At 60.7% G+C, this 16799-nt stretch carries 15 protein-coding genes; 12 read left to right on the forward strand and 3 right to left on the reverse strand.

Annotation, left to right across the window (positions count from 1 at the left end):
• The first annotated feature begins 127 nt into the window (after positions 1-127).
• The 8 genes from mdcA to mdcH all read left to right on the forward strand — a co-directional run bounded on the left by mdcA (position 128) and on the right by mdcH (position 7233).
• Complete coding sequence (mdcA, locus tag AFK63_RS02035; RefSeq protein WP_038867866.1) at positions 128-1783, forward strand: malonate decarboxylase subunit alpha; 1656 nt, start codon at positions 128-130, stop codon at positions 1781-1783.
• Complete coding sequence (locus AFK63_RS02040; protein WP_038867869.1) at positions 1783-2643, forward strand: triphosphoribosyl-dephospho-CoA synthase; 861 nt, start codon at positions 1783-1785, stop codon at positions 2641-2643. The genes mdcA and AFK63_RS02040 overlap by 1 nt, the downstream gene beginning before the upstream one ends.
• Before the next feature lie 9 nt (positions 2644-2652).
• On the forward strand, positions 2653-2952 hold the full coding sequence (mdcC, locus tag AFK63_RS02045; protein ID WP_038867872.1) for a malonate decarboxylase acyl carrier protein: 300 nt from the start codon (positions 2653-2655) through the stop codon (positions 2950-2952).
• Positions 2945-3778 (forward strand): biotin-independent malonate decarboxylase subunit beta, encoded by an 834-nt coding sequence (locus tag AFK63_RS02050; RefSeq protein WP_038867875.1) that lies wholly within the window; start codon positions 2945-2947, stop codon positions 3776-3778. The genes mdcC and AFK63_RS02050 overlap by 8 nt, the downstream gene beginning before the upstream one ends.
• Positions 3778-4578: a biotin-independent malonate decarboxylase subunit gamma gene (gene mdcE / locus AFK63_RS02055; protein WP_038867877.1), complete on the forward strand. Its 801-nt coding sequence runs from the start codon at positions 3778-3780 to the stop codon at positions 4576-4578. The genes AFK63_RS02050 and mdcE overlap by 1 nt, the downstream gene beginning before the upstream one ends.
• 175 nt (positions 4579-4753) lie before the next feature.
• Positions 4754-5713, forward strand: coding sequence for an AEC family transporter (locus tag AFK63_RS02060; RefSeq protein ID WP_038867880.1), 960 nt, complete (start codon positions 4754-4756; stop codon positions 5711-5713).
• Between the two features lie 3 nt (positions 5714-5716).
• Entirely contained in the window at positions 5717-6334 is a 618-nt protein-coding gene (locus AFK63_RS02065; protein ID WP_038867882.1) for a malonate decarboxylase holo-ACP synthase, read from the forward strand.
• Positions 6331-7233, forward strand: coding sequence for a malonate decarboxylase subunit epsilon (gene mdcH / locus AFK63_RS02070; RefSeq protein WP_038867884.1), 903 nt, complete (start codon positions 6331-6333; stop codon positions 7231-7233). The genes AFK63_RS02065 and mdcH overlap by 4 nt, the downstream gene beginning before the upstream one ends.
• Here mdcH and AFK63_RS02075 read toward each other — a convergent pair.
• Positions 7230-8159 (reverse strand): LysR family transcriptional regulator, encoded by a 930-nt coding sequence (locus tag AFK63_RS02075; RefSeq protein ID WP_038867886.1) that lies wholly within the window; start codon positions 8157-8159, stop codon positions 7230-7232. The genes mdcH and AFK63_RS02075 overlap by 4 nt on opposite strands.
• Positions 8160-8341: 182 nt before the next feature.
• On the opposite strand from AFK63_RS02075, the gene katG reads away from it, so the two are divergent.
• Positions 8342-10522 (forward strand): catalase/peroxidase HPI, encoded by a 2181-nt coding sequence (katG, locus tag AFK63_RS02080; RefSeq protein WP_038867888.1) that lies wholly within the window; start codon positions 8342-8344, stop codon positions 10520-10522.
• A gap of 98 nt (positions 10523-10620) precedes the next feature.
• On the opposite strand, the gene AFK63_RS02085 is transcribed toward katG, so the two are convergent.
• Positions 10621-10935: a putative quinol monooxygenase gene (locus tag AFK63_RS02085; RefSeq protein WP_038867890.1), complete on the reverse strand. Its 315-nt coding sequence runs from the start codon at positions 10933-10935 to the stop codon at positions 10621-10623.
• Positions 10936-10966: 31 nt separating this feature from the next.
• Positions 10967-11548: an NAD(P)H-dependent oxidoreductase gene (locus tag AFK63_RS02090; protein ID WP_038867893.1), complete on the reverse strand. Its 582-nt coding sequence runs from the start codon at positions 11546-11548 to the stop codon at positions 10967-10969.
• A 382-nt stretch (positions 11549-11930) separates the two neighbouring features.
• Here AFK63_RS02090 and parC point away from each other — a divergent pair, with 382 nt between their 5' ends.
• The 3 genes from parC (at position 11931) to ftsP (ending at position 16649) form a co-directional block, all read left to right on the forward strand.
• Positions 11931-14201 (forward strand): DNA topoisomerase IV subunit A, encoded by a 2271-nt coding sequence (parC, locus tag AFK63_RS02095; protein WP_038867895.1) that lies wholly within the window; start codon positions 11931-11933, stop codon positions 14199-14201.
• Positions 14202-14449: 248 nt separating this feature from the next.
• The gene (locus AFK63_RS02100; RefSeq protein ID WP_038867897.1) at positions 14450-15187 is read left to right on the forward strand and encodes a 1-acylglycerol-3-phosphate O-acyltransferase; all 738 of its coding nucleotides are present in this window, start codon (positions 14450-14452) and stop codon (positions 15185-15187) included.
• Between the two features lie 49 nt (positions 15188-15236).
• Complete coding sequence (gene ftsP, locus AFK63_RS02105; protein WP_038867900.1) at positions 15237-16649, forward strand: cell division protein FtsP; 1413 nt, start codon at positions 15237-15239, stop codon at positions 16647-16649.
• Positions 16650-16799 lie beyond the last annotated feature (150 nt).

The following is a 16799-nucleotide window of genomic DNA, read 5'->3' on the forward strand; positions in this document are numbered from 1 at the left end:
GCCGCTTTAATCATTACTCTGGGAGTAATGATTCATCCGTTAACTTAATTGATGCTTTTTTCTCCTGGGCGCAGACTTGTTTTAGCGTTAAGCAAATCAAAAGATTCGCTGAATCAGGAGGTTAATAATGACGGCTAATCAAACGCCGGGGCGTGTCTGGAACACGCGCCGCACGGAGAAACAGCGGCGTCTCGCCTCAGTTCCCGTGCAGGGCAAAGTGCTCCCCACCGCCGATCTCACGGCCATGCTCGAAAAACTGATAGCCCCGGGCGACCGGGTGGTGCTGGAAGGTAATAACCAGAAACAGGCGGATTTTCTCTCCCGCATGCTGGCTGAAGTGAACCCCGAAAAAGTCCACGATCTGCATATGATCATGCCGAGCGTCGGGCGCAGCGAGCATCTCGATATTTTTGAAAAAGGCATCGCCCGCAAGCTCGACTTCTCGTTCTCCGGCCCCCAGAGCCTGCGTATTTCGCAGCTGCTGGAAGATGGTCAGCTGGAAATCGGCGCTATCCATACTTACATCGAACTCTACTCCCGTCTCTATGTCGATCTGGCCCCGAACGTGGCGCTGATCGCCGGTTATAAAGCCGACCGCAAGGGCAACCTTTACACTGGCCCGAGTACGGAAGATACCCCGGCGCTGGTGGAAGCCGCCGCGTTCCATGACGGCATCGTTATCGCTCAGGTCAACGAACTGGTGGATGACGAGTGCGATCTGCCGCGCGTCGATATCCCTGGCTCCTGGATTGACTACGTCGTGGTGGCGGATAAACCGTTCTTTATCGAACCCCTCTTTACCCGCGACCCGCGCCTTATCAAACAGGAGCATATCCTGATGGCGATGATGGCGATCAAAGGCATCTACGCTGAACACCAGGTGCAGTCGCTCAACCACGGTATCGGCTTTAACACTGCCGCCATCGAACTGCTGCTGCCCACATACGGCGAACAGCTCGGCCTGAAGGGCAAAATCTGTAAACACTGGACGCTCAACCCGCATCCGACGCTGATCCCGGCGATTGAAAGCGGCTGGGTCGAAAGCGTGCACTGCTTCGGTGGCGAACTGGGGATGGAAGAGTACATCCGCGCGCGTCCTGACATCTTCTTCACCGGGGCGGACGGCTCGATGCGCTCCAACCGCGCTTTCTGCCAACTGGCAGGGCAGTACGCGGTCGATATGTTCATCGGCTCCACCTTACAGGTGGACGGCTACGCCAACTCCTCAACCGTCACCCGCGGCCGTCTCTCCGGCTTCGGCGGCGCGCCGAATATGGGGCATGACCCACATGGTCGTCGTCACGCCACCCCGGCCTGGCTCAACATGATCACCGAGCCTGACCCGATGCAGCGCGGTAAAAAGCTGGTGGTGCAGATGGTCGAAACCTTCCAGGCGGGCGTGAAACCGACCTTTGTGGAAAAACTCGATGCCGTTGACGTTGCGAAAGCCTCCGGGATGCCGCTGGCGCCGGTCATGATTTACGGCGATGACGTCACTCACGTGCTTACCGAAGAGGGCATCGCGTACCTCTACCGCGCTTCAAGTCTTGAAGAGCGCCGGGCGATGGTTGCCGCTGTCGCGGGCATCACCGACATCGGTCTTGGCGTCGATGCCGCACGCGTGGCCGAATTGCGTAAGAGCGGCAAAGTGGTTTACCCGGAAGATATCGGCATTCGTCGCGCCGACGCCACCCGCTCACTGCTTGCCGCAAGCAGCGTCGCGGATCTGGTGGAATGGTCCGGCGGTCTCTACAACCCACCTGCCAAATTCCGGAGCTGGTAATGAACCGACAGCCACAGACTCACGCCGACGGTACCGCAGCCGCGCTGGCGCGCATCGCCACCGCCTGCCTGATAGATGAAGCGAGACTCACCCCGAAGCCGGGTCTGGTGGACTGTCGGGGGAGCGGCGCGCACCACGATTTAACGCTCGCGCTGATGGAGCGCTCGGCTCGCAGCCTGACGCCGACGTTTCACGCGCTGGCGCAGCAGAGCTGGCGGCGCCCCGCAGAGATTGCGCTGCGTGAAACCATCGGGCGTCTGGGCCGTGAGGGCGAGGCGCAGATGATGGCGGCCACCGGCGGGGTAAATACCCACCGCGGCGCTATCTGGGCGCTGGGGCTGCTGGTGAGCGCCACCGCCATGTGCGGCGCTGAGGCTGACCGCGACGCCATCGCCGCGACCGCGGCGCGGCTCGCCAGTCTGCCTGACGCCGCCGCGCCGAAGGGCTTCAGCAAAGGTCTGCGCGCTACCCGCCGCTATCGGGTGCCAGGCGCGCGCGAAGAGGCGCAACAGGGGTTTCCGCACGTAATGAAACTCGCGCTTCCGCAACTGCACGGGAGCCGCCGCCGCGGCGCGAAGGAGACTGAAGCCCGTCTGGACGCGCTGATGGCGATCATGACCTCGCTCAGCGATACCTGCGTGCTCAACCGCGCGGGTCTGACCGGTCAATACACCATGCAGCGCGGCGCGCGCGCCGTACTGGCAGCGGGCGGCACAGCGACCGTCGAGGGGCGTCGCGAACTGGCAAAGCTTGACAGCGAGATGCTGGCGCTCAACGCCTCGCCGGGCGGGGCTGCCGATCTGCTGGCCGCCACGCTCTATCTCGACCGCGTGGGCGCGTCATCCCGAATAACTGATTAAGAGGGTGTTATGGAACAGATTACATTGTCATTCCCCGCGAGCCGCACGCTGAGCGGCAGAGCGCTGGCGGGGGTGGTCGGGTCCGGTGATATGGAAGTCCTGTTCACCGCCGATCAGCAACAGGCGCTCAACGTCACCATCACCACATCTGTGGACAACAGCACCGCGCGCTGGAACGCGTTGTTCGACCGCCTCAACATGCAAAACGGCCTGCCGTCCGGCACGCTGATTATCCATGATTTCGGCGCGACGCCCGGCGTGGCGCGCATTCGCATCGAACAGGTTTTTGAGGAGGCGAACCATGCGTAACGACCGCAGCTTTATCGAACTCCGTGCGCGTGACCGTGCAAAAGCGCTGCTGGATGAGGGCAGTTACCGCGAACTGCTCGATCCGTTTGAACAGGTGATGTCACCGTGGCTCGGCAAGCAGGGCATCGTGCCGCAGGCTGATGACGGCATGGTGGTGGCGAAAGGCACCATTAACGGTCAGCCCGCCGTGGTTATCGCCATCGAAGGCACTTTCCAGGGCGGCAGCATGGGCGAAGTTTCCGGCGCGAAAATGGCCGCCGCGCTGGAGCTGGCGGCGGAAGATAACCGCAACGGCATTCCAACCCAGGCGGTGCTTTGCTTAGAGACCGGCGGCGTGCGTTTACAGGAAGCTAATCTCGGCCTCGCGGCGATTGCCGATATCCATGCAGCGATTGTCGATCTGCGCCGCTACACGCCTGTCGTTGGGATCATTGCCGGCACCGTCGGCTGCTTCGGCGGGATGTCTATTGCCGCCGCGCTGTGCAGCTATCTCATCGTCACCCGCGAGGCGCGCCTTGGCCTCAATGGCCCGCAGGTTATAGAACAGGAAGCAGGCGTCGAAGAGTACGACTCCCGCGACCGTCCGTTTATCTGGAGCATGACCGGCGGCCAGGTGCGCTATGAAAGCGGCTTTGTCGACGCGCTGGTGGGAGATGGCGTCAACGCCGTGAAAACCGCCATGAACGAGGCTATCGCGAAAGGCGTACCGGCACAGCACCGCAGCGACAACTACGCCTGGTATCTCGACCGCCTCAGCCGCTTCGACACCACGAAACAGGCGGATGCAGAGCAGATCAAACAGGTTTTTGCCCGGGAGGATAAATGATGACTAACGCAGTAAGCCGGGGCGCCTTATGGCTGGAAAAACTCGCGCCCAACGCGAAACGTCAGGAGGGGCTCTGCCCGTCCGTACAGGTAGCCGATGCCGACTTTAACGGCGAACCCGCGCGATTTATCGCCGTGGTGCCGGACGCCAGTAACCACTATCCGCGCGCTGCGAAAGGCGAAGTAGGGCTGCTGGAGGGCTGGACGCTGGCGAAAGTGGTCAGCGAAACCATCAAAGAAGACGCTGATAAGCGCGTGAAGCGCCCGATTATCGCGGTGATTGACGTCCCAAGCCAGGCCTATGGCCGCCGCGAAGAGGCGTTTGGCATTCATCAGGCGCTGGCGGGAGCGGCAGGGGCTTACGCCAACGCACGCCTCGCCGGGCATCCGGTAATTGGGCTTATCGTCGGCAAGGCGATGTCCGGGGCATTTCTCGCCCACGGCTACCAGGCCAACCGGTTAATCGCCTTTAACGACAAAGGCGTGCTGGTGCATGCGATGGGCAAAGAATCCGCCGCGCGCATTACGCTGCGTACCGTTGACGCGCTGGAGAAACTGGCGGCGACCATCCCGCCGATGGCTTATGACGTGGCGAACTACGCGACGCTGGGGCTGCTCTCCGATCTGCTGGATATCAGTAACCCGGATGCGCCGACGGCGCAGGATCTCGCCCAGGTCAACGCCACGCTGCAACGCGCTATCGATGACGCGCGTCGCGATCCGAGCCTGAAAACCCGCCTCGGCGCCGACAATCGCCGTAGCTCACAGCTGGTTCGCGAACGCCTGCGCGCCAGCTGGTAACAAAACCCCAAAAAAACCTGCCGGATAGCGATTTACAAGGGCGTAGCGATACGCCCTCTGGCCCAACGCATCCGTAAAAAATAAAGCTCACCACGCTTCAGGCCGCGATGCGCGCCTGAGGGTGTAAGGGCCACCATCGCACCAGTGTTGATTTTACTTTCATTACAGGTGACTTATGACTTACGTGATTATTCATGCTCTTGCACCGATTTTTGTGATCATGCTGCTCGGCTTTATGGCGGGCAAAACAAAAATGGTCGATAACCAAAACGTTGCTTTACTCAATATCTTTGTGATGGATTTCGCGCTCCCGGCCGCGCTCTTCAGCGCGACCGTTCAGACGCCGTGGGCGGGTATCGTCGCGCAAATGCCGCTGATTGCGGTGCTGGTGCTGGCGATGTGGGTGACCTATGCCGCTATCTATTTTCTGGCCGTCGGGCCGTTTAAAAAGTCGCCACAGGACGCCGCCGTGCTGACGCTGACCGTGGCGCTGCCGAACTACGCCGCGCTCGGCCTGCCTATTCTCGGCAGCGTGCTGGGCGAAGGGCCGTCCACGTCGCTCTCTGTCGCCGTTTCTATCGCCTGTGGCTCCGTGCTGATGACCCCGTTCTGTCTGCTTATCCTGGAGCGTGAAAAAGCGCGCGCCAGCGGCGAAAACAGCGGTTCGACGCTCGCGATGCTGCCGGTGCTGATGTGGCGCTCGGTAAAAAAACCGATCGTCTGGGGGCCGCTGCTGGGTGTGGTGCTCTCCGCCATCGGTATTAAAATGCCGGAACTGGTGCTGGCCGCCATTAAACCGCTCGGTCTTGCCGCTACCGCTGCCGCCCTGTTCCTGACCGGCGTGATCCTCTCCGCCCGTAAGCTCAACATCAACGCGATGGTGAGCGTGGCGACCCTCACCAAACTGCTGATCCAGCCGTTTATCGCCTGGGGTATCGTGCTCGCGCTCGGCCTGAGCGGCCCGGTCGCTATCACCGCTATTCTGATGATTGCGCTGGCGGCGGGCTTCTTCGGCGTGGTGTTCGGTAACCGTTTCGGCGTACAGTCGCCGGACGCAGAAGCCGTGCTGCTGTTAAGCTCGGTACTGAGCATTCTTTCACTGCCGCTTTTCATCACCTTAACCCAGGGACTCTGAACCATGACCACGCCACGCCCCCACGATTTACTCTGGCTTTCTCGTCGCGATGCGCTCCAGGGCGTTGACGCTCCGTGGGTCAGCGACCAGTGGCGCAGCGAGCTTCCTGTGGTGGTGCGGCGTGACGTCAGCGACTGCGGGCGGATCCCGGTCGGCGTGCGCGGCATGAAGCGCGAGCAGCGCGCCGCCGGTTGGGTGGACGCGCGGGATATCGTCCGCGTGGCGACGCCGGAATCGCTCGCTGACCTCCACCGCCTGCTGCGATCGCCGTTTGTCTCCCAGCAGCCGGTGCAGGCGGCAATCCAGCTGGCCCAGCGGCAGTGGCCGTGGGCATGGGGCATTACCGGCTCCACCGGTTACGCGCTGGCGACCGAAGTGCCAGTGTTGCATGCGGCAAGCGATCTCGACCTGACCGTCCGCGCGCCTGCGCCCATTGCGCCTGCCGCATTCGCCGGCTGGCAGCGCATGGTTACCCAACTGCCGTGTCGCGCCGATACGCAGGTCGAGACGCCGCTCGGTGCGTTTTCGCTCACCGAGTGGCTGCGCGACGGGCGCGCACTGTTAAAAACCAACCGGGGGCCGCAGCTTGTGAGCGACCCCTGGCGCAGGGAGGACGCATGAAGATTATTTTCACCTTTCCCGGACAGGGCGCCCAGCGCCCCGGCATGCTGCAACAGCTGCCGGATGAGGAGACGCTGCGCGAGGCGCGTGACGTTTTAGGCGATGAGCTCGCGACGCTCGACACGCCGCAGGCGCTGCGCCACACCCGTGCGGTGCAGCTGGCGCTGCTGATTGCGGGGGTCGCCAGCGCCCGCGCGCTGATGGCGCAGGGCGTCATGCCGGATATGGTCAGCGGACTTTCCATTGGCGCGTATCCGGCAGCGGTGATGGCGGGGGCGCTTGATTTTCGCGACGCTTTAACGCTGGTGGCGCTGCGCGGCGACCTGATGGAGCAGGCGTACCCGGAAGGCTACGGTCTGACGGCAATTATCGGTCTGCGCCTCGATCAGGTAGAAAAACTGACCGCGGCGCACGGCGCGTTTATCGCTAACCTTAACGCCGAAACGCAGATTGTGATTGCCGGGCGCGATGACCAGATGGCGGCGGTGGGGGAAGCGGCGCTGGCGCTGGGGGCCACTAAAGTGAACCGGCTGGCGGTGAGCGTGCCGTCGCACTGCGCGTTGCTGGATGAACCGGCGCGCAAGCTGGCGCAGGCGTTTTCAAACGTGACGCTACGCCGACCGCAGCGCGCTTATCTCAGCGGCAGCAGCGCCCGCGTGCTGTGGCAGCCAGCGCGTATCGCTGACGATCTGGCGTTCAACATGGCGCGCACCGTGCGCTGGCAGGAGGCGATGATTGCCGCCCGCGAGCGCGACGCCAGGCTCGCCATAGAGATGCCGCCCGGCGGCGTGCTGACCTGTCTGACCCGACAGGCCGGGTGGGAAGGCGAGAGTATTTCGCTGGAGCGCAGCGGCATGGCCGTGGCGACGCACCTGGCCGCGCGGCTGCCCCGCGATTAACTTTTACTGAGGCTCAGCGCGTACATGCGGCACTCCGCCGCCAGCGCCAGCAGAGTCGGGTCGCGCTCGCGGCTGCGGGCAAACACCAGCGCTATCTGCTGGCGCATCTGGTAGGGCTCTGCAAGCTTCAGCAGTTGCAGATCGTTTTCATACAGCTTTTTCATCCGCCCCGGCACCAGCGAGAAGCCGACGCCTGCCTGCACCAGACTTAGCATTGAGAAAATATCATTGACGCGGGTGACGATATCCGGCTCGAAGCCAGCCACATGAAACGCCTCCTGAAATCCGGCGTAGGTGGCAAACCCTTCCGCCAGCGAGACGAATTTACGGTTTTTATAATCGCGCAGATCCGCTTCGCGGCGGGTATCAAGCGCCTCTGACGCCGGGGCGGCGAGATAAATGTCATCGTTAAAGAGCGGCGTCACTTCCAGCATTTTGCGATCGATCTGCGCTTCCGAAACGGAAATCAGGATCGCATCCAGCCCGTTGTCCTCCAGCATATTCAGCAGCACCTGGTTGGAGCCCATCGTCAGATCGAGCTCCAGATCCGGGCGGCGCAGCTTCATCCCCATCAACAGGCGCGGCACGGTTTCGAGCGTGAGCGAATAGAGCGTGCCGACGCGCAACCGCCCCTGGCCGACGCCCGCGGTGCGTCGCGTCTCTTCAATGCCGCGCACCATCAGACCGATGGCTTCCTGACAATATTCCAGCAGCGTTTCGGCGGCGGGCAGCGCCACCAGGCTGCGTCCTTTATGCACGAACAGCGGGCAGCGCACGCCTTCTTCGAGGCTGTGCAACGCGCGGTGCACGCTGACGGTACTTAAGCCCAGCGCTTCAGCCGTGCGGGCGATATTTCCCTTCTCCATAAACGCCATGAAGATGGAAAGCTTGCGAAACGTGATGTCGTCGTCAATGGCTAATTTCATGCGGGCCTGGTCTTAAAGAACGGGAGCAGGGAGCTTAACGGCTGGGGACGGCGGGGTAAACCCTCACTGGACGCAGGCTATTTTTAAGCAAGGCTCAGGCTATCGAATCCGTAGACTATTACAGGTATGACTTATCAAACGACGGGGCTATCGTAGCGGGAAAACGGAACACGGAGCGAAACATGAGCACGCCATCTGAACAACACAATACGTTATCTGCGGGGAAATGCCCCTTCCATCAGGGCAACAACAATCAAAGCGCCGGCGGCGGTACCGCCAGCCGCGACTGGTGGCCGAATCAGCTACGCGTGGAGCTGTTGAGCCAGCACTCAAATCGCACCAACCCGCTGGGTGAAGATTTTAACTACCGCAAAGCCTTCAGCGAGCTCGATTACGCCGCCCTGAAAGGCGATCTGAAAGCGCTGTTAACCGATTCGCAGCCGTGGTGGCCTGCCGACTGGGGCAGCTACACCGGGCTTTTCATTCGTATGGCGTGGCACAGCGCCGGCACCTACCGCTCCGCCGACGGACGCGGCGGCGCGGGTCGTGGGCAGCAGCGCTTCGCGCCGCTCAACGCCTGGCCGGATAACGTCAGCCTCGATAAAGCGCGCCGTCTGCTGTGGCCTGTCAAACAAAAGTATGGCCAGAAAATCTCCTGGGCCGACCTGTTTATTCTTGCGGGCAACGTGGCGCTGGAAAATTCCGGCTTCCGCACCTTTGGTTTCGGCGCCGGGCGTGAAGACGTCTGGGAGCCGGATATGGACGTAAACTGGGGCGATGAGAAAAACTGGCTTGAGCATCGTCACCCGGAATCCCTGGCGCAGGCGCCGCTCGGCGCGACCGAAATGGGCCTTATCTATGTTAACCCGGAAGGGCCGAACCATAGCGGCGACCCGGCCTCTGCCGCGCCCGCTATTCGCGCTACCTTTGGCAATATGGGGATGAATGATGAAGAGACCGTGGCGCTGATCGCAGGCGGCCATACGCTCGGCAAAACGCACGGCGCAGGCGCGGCGAGCCATGTCGGCGTTGACCCGGAAGCGGCGCCCATCGAAGCGCAGGGCCTCGGCTGGACCAGCAGCTTCGGTAGCGGCGCGGGCGCGGATGCGATTACGTCCGGTCTGGAAGTCACCTGGACCCAGACGCCGACCCAGTGGAGCAACTACTTCTTTGAGAACCTGTTCAAATATGAATGGGTGCAGACGCGCAGCCCGGCTGGCGCTATTCAGTTTGAAGCGGTAGACGCGCCTGAGATCATTCCGGACCCGTTCGACCCGTCGAAAAAACGTAAGCCGACCATGCTGGTGACCGATTTGACGCTGCGTTTCGATCCGGAATTCGAGAAAATTTCGCGTCGTTTTCTTAACGATCCGCAGGCGTTCAACGAAGCGTTCGCCCGCGCCTGGTATAAGCTGACGCACCGCGATATGGGGCCGAAAGCGCGCTACATCGGGCCGGAAGTACCGAAAGAAGATCTGATCTGGCAGGATCCGCTGCCAGCAGCGATTTATCAGCCGACGCAGGCGGATATCGACGCGCTGAAAGCGGAGATCGCCAGCGCCGGGCTGTCTGTCAGCGAGCTGGTTTCCGTTGCCTGGGCCTCGGCCTCCACCTTCCGCGGCGGCGACAAACGCGGCGGCGCTAACGGCGCGCGTCTGGCGCTTGCGCCGCAGCGCGACTGGGAGGTCAACGCCTCCGCCGCTCGTGCGCTGGCGAAGCTTGAAGCTATACAGCGCGCGGCCAATAAAGCCTCGCTGGCTGACCTTATCGTGCTGGCGGGCGTTGTCGGTATCGAACAGGCGGCGAAAGCCGCGGGCGTGGATATCACCGTGCCGTTTGCGCCGGGCCGCGTCGATGCGCGTCAGGATCAGACCGACGTTGCGCTGTTTGAGCTGCTGAAACCGGCGGCGGATGGTTTCCGTAACTACCGCGGCGCGCGTAACAGCACCTCCACGGAAGCGCTGCTGATCGACAAAGCGCAGCAGTTAACGCTGACCGCGCCGGAACTTACCGTGCTGGTGGGCGGGCTGCGCGTACTGGGCGCGAACTTTGATGCCAGCGCGCATGGCGTCTTCACGGACCGCGTGGGCGTGCTCAGCACCGATTTCTTCGTGAATCTGCTGGATATGCGTAACGAGTGGAAAGCGAGCGACGCGACGTCTGAGCGGTTTGAAGGCCGCGACCGCGTGAGCGGCGAGGTGAAGTTCACAGCGACCCGCGCGGATCTGGTGTTTGGCTCCAATGCGATTCTGCGTTCAGTGGCGGAAGTCTATGCAAGCCATGACGCCCGTGAGAAATTCGTGAAGGATTTCGTGGCGGCGTGGACCAAAGTGATGAACCTCGACCGTTTCGATCTGCGTTAATCACAAGGCCCGCGTTATCGCGCGGCGAGTGAACCAGGCAGGCATAACAAAAAAGGCGATGAGTTATCATCGCCTTTTTTATGCTTTCCGGCAGCGCGTCAGACGCCGCTTTCCAGAATGCGGATGGTCGTATCCAGCACGTCGCCTTTTACCGCGTCACGAAAACCCAGCATATGCGGCGTTTCCAGGTGCGCTTTCAGGTGCTCTGCGCTGGCCCACTGTTCTACCATCACGATGGAATCCGGCGCGCTGGTCTGGAAACCGAGGCCCGTGGCGCTGTCGACCATCGGCGCGTACCCGTGGCAGCCGGCTTCCGCCAGCACCGCTGGAATGATCTTCTTGAACTCTTCCAGCACCGCCTGGCGATGATGCGCGCCAGGACGGGTACGAATTTCTGCTATTACTGTCAGCATGGTTAACTCCTTTTGTAAAACCGTCTGACAGTTAAGCAAAAATTTTCGCCAGATGCTCGCGATATTCTGCAACGTAGCGCGGCACGTCCGGCATTTTAATGACGTCGTTGGCGATATAAGTCGGCAGCGCCGTCAGGCCCAGAAACTCATTGGCTTTGTGGAACGGCAGGTAAACGCCATCCACGCCCACGCCGTGGAAGAACTGATCTTTCTCAGTGAACGCTTCCATCGGCGCGTTCCAGGTGAGCGACAGCATATATTTTTTGCCCTGAATCAGGCCGCCGGAGCCATATTTTTTGGACGCGTCGGAGCGGGTGCGGCCATCGCTGGCATACAGTGAGCCGTGCCCCTCGGTGAAAACGTCGTCGATATACTTTTTCACAGTCCAGGGCGCGCCCATCCACCAGCCCGGCATCTGATAAATAATCACGTCGGCCCAGAGATATTTCTGCACTTCTTCTTTAGCGTCATAGTCGCTGTCGGCGCGGGTGACTTTAACATCATGCCCGACGTCGCGCAGGAAGCTTTCCGCGACCTCAGTCAGGGTGTCGTTGAGCTGGCCATTGGAGTGGGCGAACTGTTTCGCACCGTTAATGATAAGTACGTTGCTCATTATTTGTCCTCTAATTATCGCGTTTGTCATTAATATTACCGCATCTGGCGACACGGTAATATTGGCAAAACGCGCAAAGACTTTTGCAATATGAGCAATAATCGGGCGTGCATGACATTCATCGCGACTATCATTCATCGCACAGAGATGTCACCGGATTGAGGTGTGGGTGACCCGTTTATCCGTTTAATGATGGGTTAAACACGCCATGCTTGCGGCGCCAGGTTTACAGGCATTGTAACGCGCGCGAAAAAAGCCTGATCGTTTATACAACGCTGTGACAGAAAGGGGCCGGATAAGGTACTATCGCGGCAAACATCTGCCGCGTCCGGCAGGGATTGATGCGTGTAAAGACAACGCCACGGTCTGAGGAAATGTATTAATGAGTGATATAACTCATGATGGTGCAGAGCGTCTTGCGCTGCATGAATTCACTGAAAACGCCTATCTGAACTATTCCATGTACGTCATCATGGACCGCGCGCTGCCGTTTATCGGCGACGGGCTTAAGCCTGTTCAGCGCCGCATCGTCTATGCCATGTCGGAACTGGGACTGAACGCCAGCGCCAAATTCAAAAAATCCGCCCGTACCGTGGGCGACGTGCTGGGTAAATATCACCCGCACGGCGACAGCGCCTGCTATGAAGCGATGGTGCTGATGGCGCAGCCATTCTCTTACCGCTACCCGCTGGTAGATGGTCAGGGGAACTGGGGGGCGCCGGACGATCCGAAATCCTTCGCGGCGATGCGTTATACCGAATCGCGTCTGTCGAAATACGCCGAAGTGTTGCTGGGCGAACTCGGCCAGGGCACCGTCGATTATGTCCCGAACTTCGACGGCACGCTGAATGAGCCGAAAATGCTGCCGGCGCGTCTGCCGAATATTCTGTTGAACGGCACCACGGGCATCGCGGTGGGCATGGCGACCGACATTCCGCCACATAACTTGCGCGAAGTCGCCAAAGCGGCCGTCAGTCTGATCGACAGCCCGAAAACCAGCCTCGACGAGTTGCTGGATATCGTGCAGGGCCCGGATTACCCGACTGAAGCGGAAATCATCACCTCGCGCGCTGAAATTCGCAAAATCTACCAGAGCGGCCGCGGCTCGGTGCGTATGCGCGCCGTCTGGAAAAAAGAAGATGGCGCCGTGGTCATCTCGGCGCTACCGCATCAGGTCTCCGGCGCCCGCGTGCTGGAGCAGATTGCAAGCCAGATGCGCGCCAAAAAGCTGCCGATGGTCGATGACCTGCGCGATGAATCGGATCATGAAAACCCGACGCGTCTGGTTATCGTGCCGCGCTCCAACCGCGTGGATATGGATCAGGTGATGAACCACCTGTTCGCCACCACCGATCTGGAAAAAAGCTACCGTATCAACCTCAACATGATCGGGCTTGATGGCCGCCCGGCGGTGAAAAACCTGCTGGAGATCCTCACCGAATGGCTGGCGTTCCGCCGCGATACGGTGCGCCGTCGTCTTAACTATCGTCTGGAGAAAGTGCTCAAGCGCCTGCATATCCTTGAAGGTTTGCTGGTGGCGTTTCTCAATATCGATGAAGTGATCGATATCATCCGCAGCGAAGATGAGCCGAAGCCAGTACTGATGAGCCGTTTTGGCATCAGCGAAACGCAGGCGGAAGCGATCCTCGAACTCAAACTGCGCCACCTGGCGAAGCTTGAGGAGATGAAAATCCGCGGCGAGCAGAGCGATCTGGAAAAAGAGCGCGATCAAATCCAGGGCATTCTCGCCTCCGAGCGCAAAATGAATACCCTGCTGAAAAAAGAGATCCAGGCGGATGCCGACGCCTACGGCGACGATCGCCGTTCGCCGCTGCATGAGCGTGAAGAGGCGAAGGCGATGAGCGAGCATGACATGCTGCCGTCCGAGCCGGTCACTATCGTGCTCTCCCAGATGGGCTGGGTGCGCAGCGCCAAAGGCCATGATATCGACGCTAAAGCGCTAAGCTACAAAGCGGGCGACAGCTGGCTCTCTTCTGCGAAGGGCAAGAGCAATCAACCGGTGGTGTTTATCGACTCCACCGGGCGCAGCTACGCGCTTGACCCGGTTTCGCTGCCATCAGCGCGCGGCCAGGGCGAACCGCTTACCGGCAAGCTGACGCTGCCGCCTGGCGCGGTGGTGGAACATATGCTGATGACCGGCGAGGAGCAAAAGCTGCTGATGGCGTCCGACGCGGGCTACGGCTTCGTCTGCACCTTTAACGATCTGGTGGCGCGCAACCGTGCTGGTAAGGCGCTGATTACGCTGCCGGAAAATGCGCATGTACTGCCGCCGCTGGAAATTGAGCATGACGACGACATGCTGCTCGCCATTACGGCGGCAGGGCGTATGCTGATGTTCCCGGTGGCGGATCTGCCGCAGCTCTCTAAAGGCAAAGGCAACAAAATCATCTCCATTCCTTCCGCTGACGCGGCGAAAGGCGACGATAAGCTCGCTTATCTCACCATCCTGCCGCCGCAGAGCACGGTGACGCTACATGTCGGCAAACGCAAAATCAAACTGCGCCCGGAAGAGCTGCAAAAAGTGCATGGCGAGCGCGGTCGTCGCGGTACGCTGATGCGCGGTCTGCAACGCATCGACAGGGTTGAAGTGGACGCGCCGTCGCGCCCGAAAGCCGACGACGGCGAGGCGTAATCTCCCGACTAACGCAACATCGCAACGCCTGACCGCCGCCGCGCTTTCTGTGACCCTTAACAGGAAGCGCGGCGGCCTCGCTTGCGTAATTTTCCCGCCCACGCCATTGTTTGTTTGCGCGTGACGCATAAAAATAAGTGTTTGAGTCTGCTCAACATGATGAGCCGCCAGGGATGCCTGACCGTGAGCGGTGTGTTTTCCGTTAAAGCCGTTATACTGGTCCGCGGCCGCGGCTTCAGAGGTAGTTTATGTTATCGATCGTTCGAATGATTATTGTTGTTCTCTACAGCATTGTGGTTTGTATCCTGGGATGCATCTGGTGTCTGTTCAGCCCGCGTAACCCTCGCCACGTCGCAACGTTTGGCCATATGTTTGGGCGTCTTTCCACCGTCTTCGGCCTGAAGGTTGAGCTGCGTAAACCGCAGGGCGCGGAAAACTACGGCAACGCGATTTACATCGCCAATCACCAGAACAACTTCGACATGGTGACGGCATCGAATATCGTTCAGCCGCCTACCGTGACCGTCGGCAAAAAAAGCCTGGTCTGGATCCCGTTCTTCGGCCAGCTCTACTGGCTGACCGGCAACCTGCTTATCGACCGCAACAACCGCAGTAAAGCGCATGGCACGATAGCCGAAGTCGTTAATCAGTTTCGCAAGCGCGATATCTCCATCTGGATGTTCCCGGAAGGCACCCGTAGCCGTGGTCGCGGCCTGATGCCGTTTAAAACCGGCGCGTTTCACGCCGCTATCGCCGCTGGCGTGCCGATTATTCCGGTCTGCGTCTCCAACACGCATGGTAAAATTAAGCTGAACCGTTGGAACAACGGTCTGGCCATCGTAGAAATGTTACCGCCTGTCGACACCCAAGGGTGGGGGAAAGAACAGGTGCGGGAGCTTGCCGCCCACTGCCGCCAGTTGATGGAAGCGAAGATCGCCGAGCTGGATAAAGAAGTGGCCGAGCGCGAAGCCGCCGGCAAGGTCTGAGACTGACGGCCTTCGACCGTCATTCATTACCCGTTTTCATGGAGCCATTATGTCACTCAGTCGGCGTCAGTTTATTCAGGCATCGGGCGTTGCGCTCTGCGCGGGCGCGGTGCCGCTGAGGGCACACGCCGCAGGCCAGCAGCCGGCGCTGCCGGTGCCGCCGCTTCTGGAGTCGCGCCGCGGCCAGCCGCTGTTTCTGACGCTCTCCCGCGCCCACTGGTCTTTCGCGCCGGGTACGCGCGCGCAGGTCTGGGGATTCAACGGCCGCTATATGGGGCCGACCATCCGCGTCTGGAGCGGCGACGACGTGAAGCTGATTTACAGCAACCGTCTGCAGGAAAACGTCGCCATGACGGTGAGCGGGTTGCAGGTGCCGGGGCCGCTGATGGGCGGCGCGGCGCGCATGATGTCGCCCGGTGCCGACTGGGCGCCGGTATTGCCGGTACGCCAGGCCGCCGCCACGCTCTGGTATCACGCCAATACCCCCAACCGTACCGGCCAGCAGGTCTATAACGGTCTGGCAGGCATGTGGCTGGTGGAAGATGCCATCAGCAAAGCGCTGCCGGTGCCGAATCACTACGGTGTGGACGATTTCCCGATCATTATTCAGGACAAGCGCCTCGACAATTTCGGCACGCCGGAATACAGCGAGCCGGGCAGCGGCGGTTTTGTCGGCGATACGCTGCTGGTTAACGGCGCGCAGAGCCCCTATGTGGAAGTCTCGCGCGGCTGGGTGCGCCTGCGCTTGCTGAACGCCTCTAACGCGCGCCGTTATCAGCTTCAGGTGAGCGACGGGCGTCCGCTGCATGTGATTGCAGGCGATCAGGGCTTTCTGCCTGCGCCGGTCGCGGTCAAACAGCTCGCGCTGGCACCGGGCGAGCGCCGCGAGGTGCTTATCGACATGACCAACGGCGATGAAGTCTCCATCACCTGTGGTGAAGCGGCGTCCATTATGGACCGCATTCGCGGCATCTTTGAGCCTTCCAGCATTCTTATCTCTACGCTGGTGCTAACGCTGCGGCCCACCGGCCTGCTGCCGCTGGTGACGGATACCCTGCCGATGCGCCTGCTGCCGGATGAGATTATCAACGGCGCGCCGGTGCGCAGCCGTGATATTACGCTCAGCGACGATCCTGGCATTAACGGGCAACTGTGGGATATGAAACGAACCGACGTGCAGACCCAGCAGGGCGCGTGGGAGCGCTGGACGGTGCGCTCGGATATGCCGCAGTCGTTCCATATGGAAGGCGTGAGTTTTCTTATCCGCAGCGTCAATGGCGCCGCGCCGTTCCCGGAAGATCGTGGCTGGAAAGATACGGTCTGGGTGGATGGTCAGGTGGAATTGCTGGTGTACTTTAGCCAGCCGTCCTGGGAGCATTTCCCGTTCCTCTATTCCAGCCAGACGCTGGAGATGGCCGATCGCGGTTCGGTTGGGCAGATGGTGGTAAATCCGGCGCCGTAAGGCGTTGAGAGTGAAAAAAGCCGCTGCGAAGCGGCTTTTTTGTACCTGAGCCTCAAGGTGGATACGCTTTGCTTATCCAGCCGATCAAGGCTATATCCATAAGCAGAGCGGGTAAGCGCGGCGTCACTGCCATTGAGGCCGTAACCCGGC

Origin of the sequence: Cronobacter muytjensii ATCC 51329, from assembly GCF_001277195.1 — a bacterium.
In the GTDB taxonomy this organism is placed as follows: Bacteria; Pseudomonadota; Gammaproteobacteria; order Enterobacterales; family Enterobacteriaceae; genus Cronobacter; species Cronobacter muytjensii.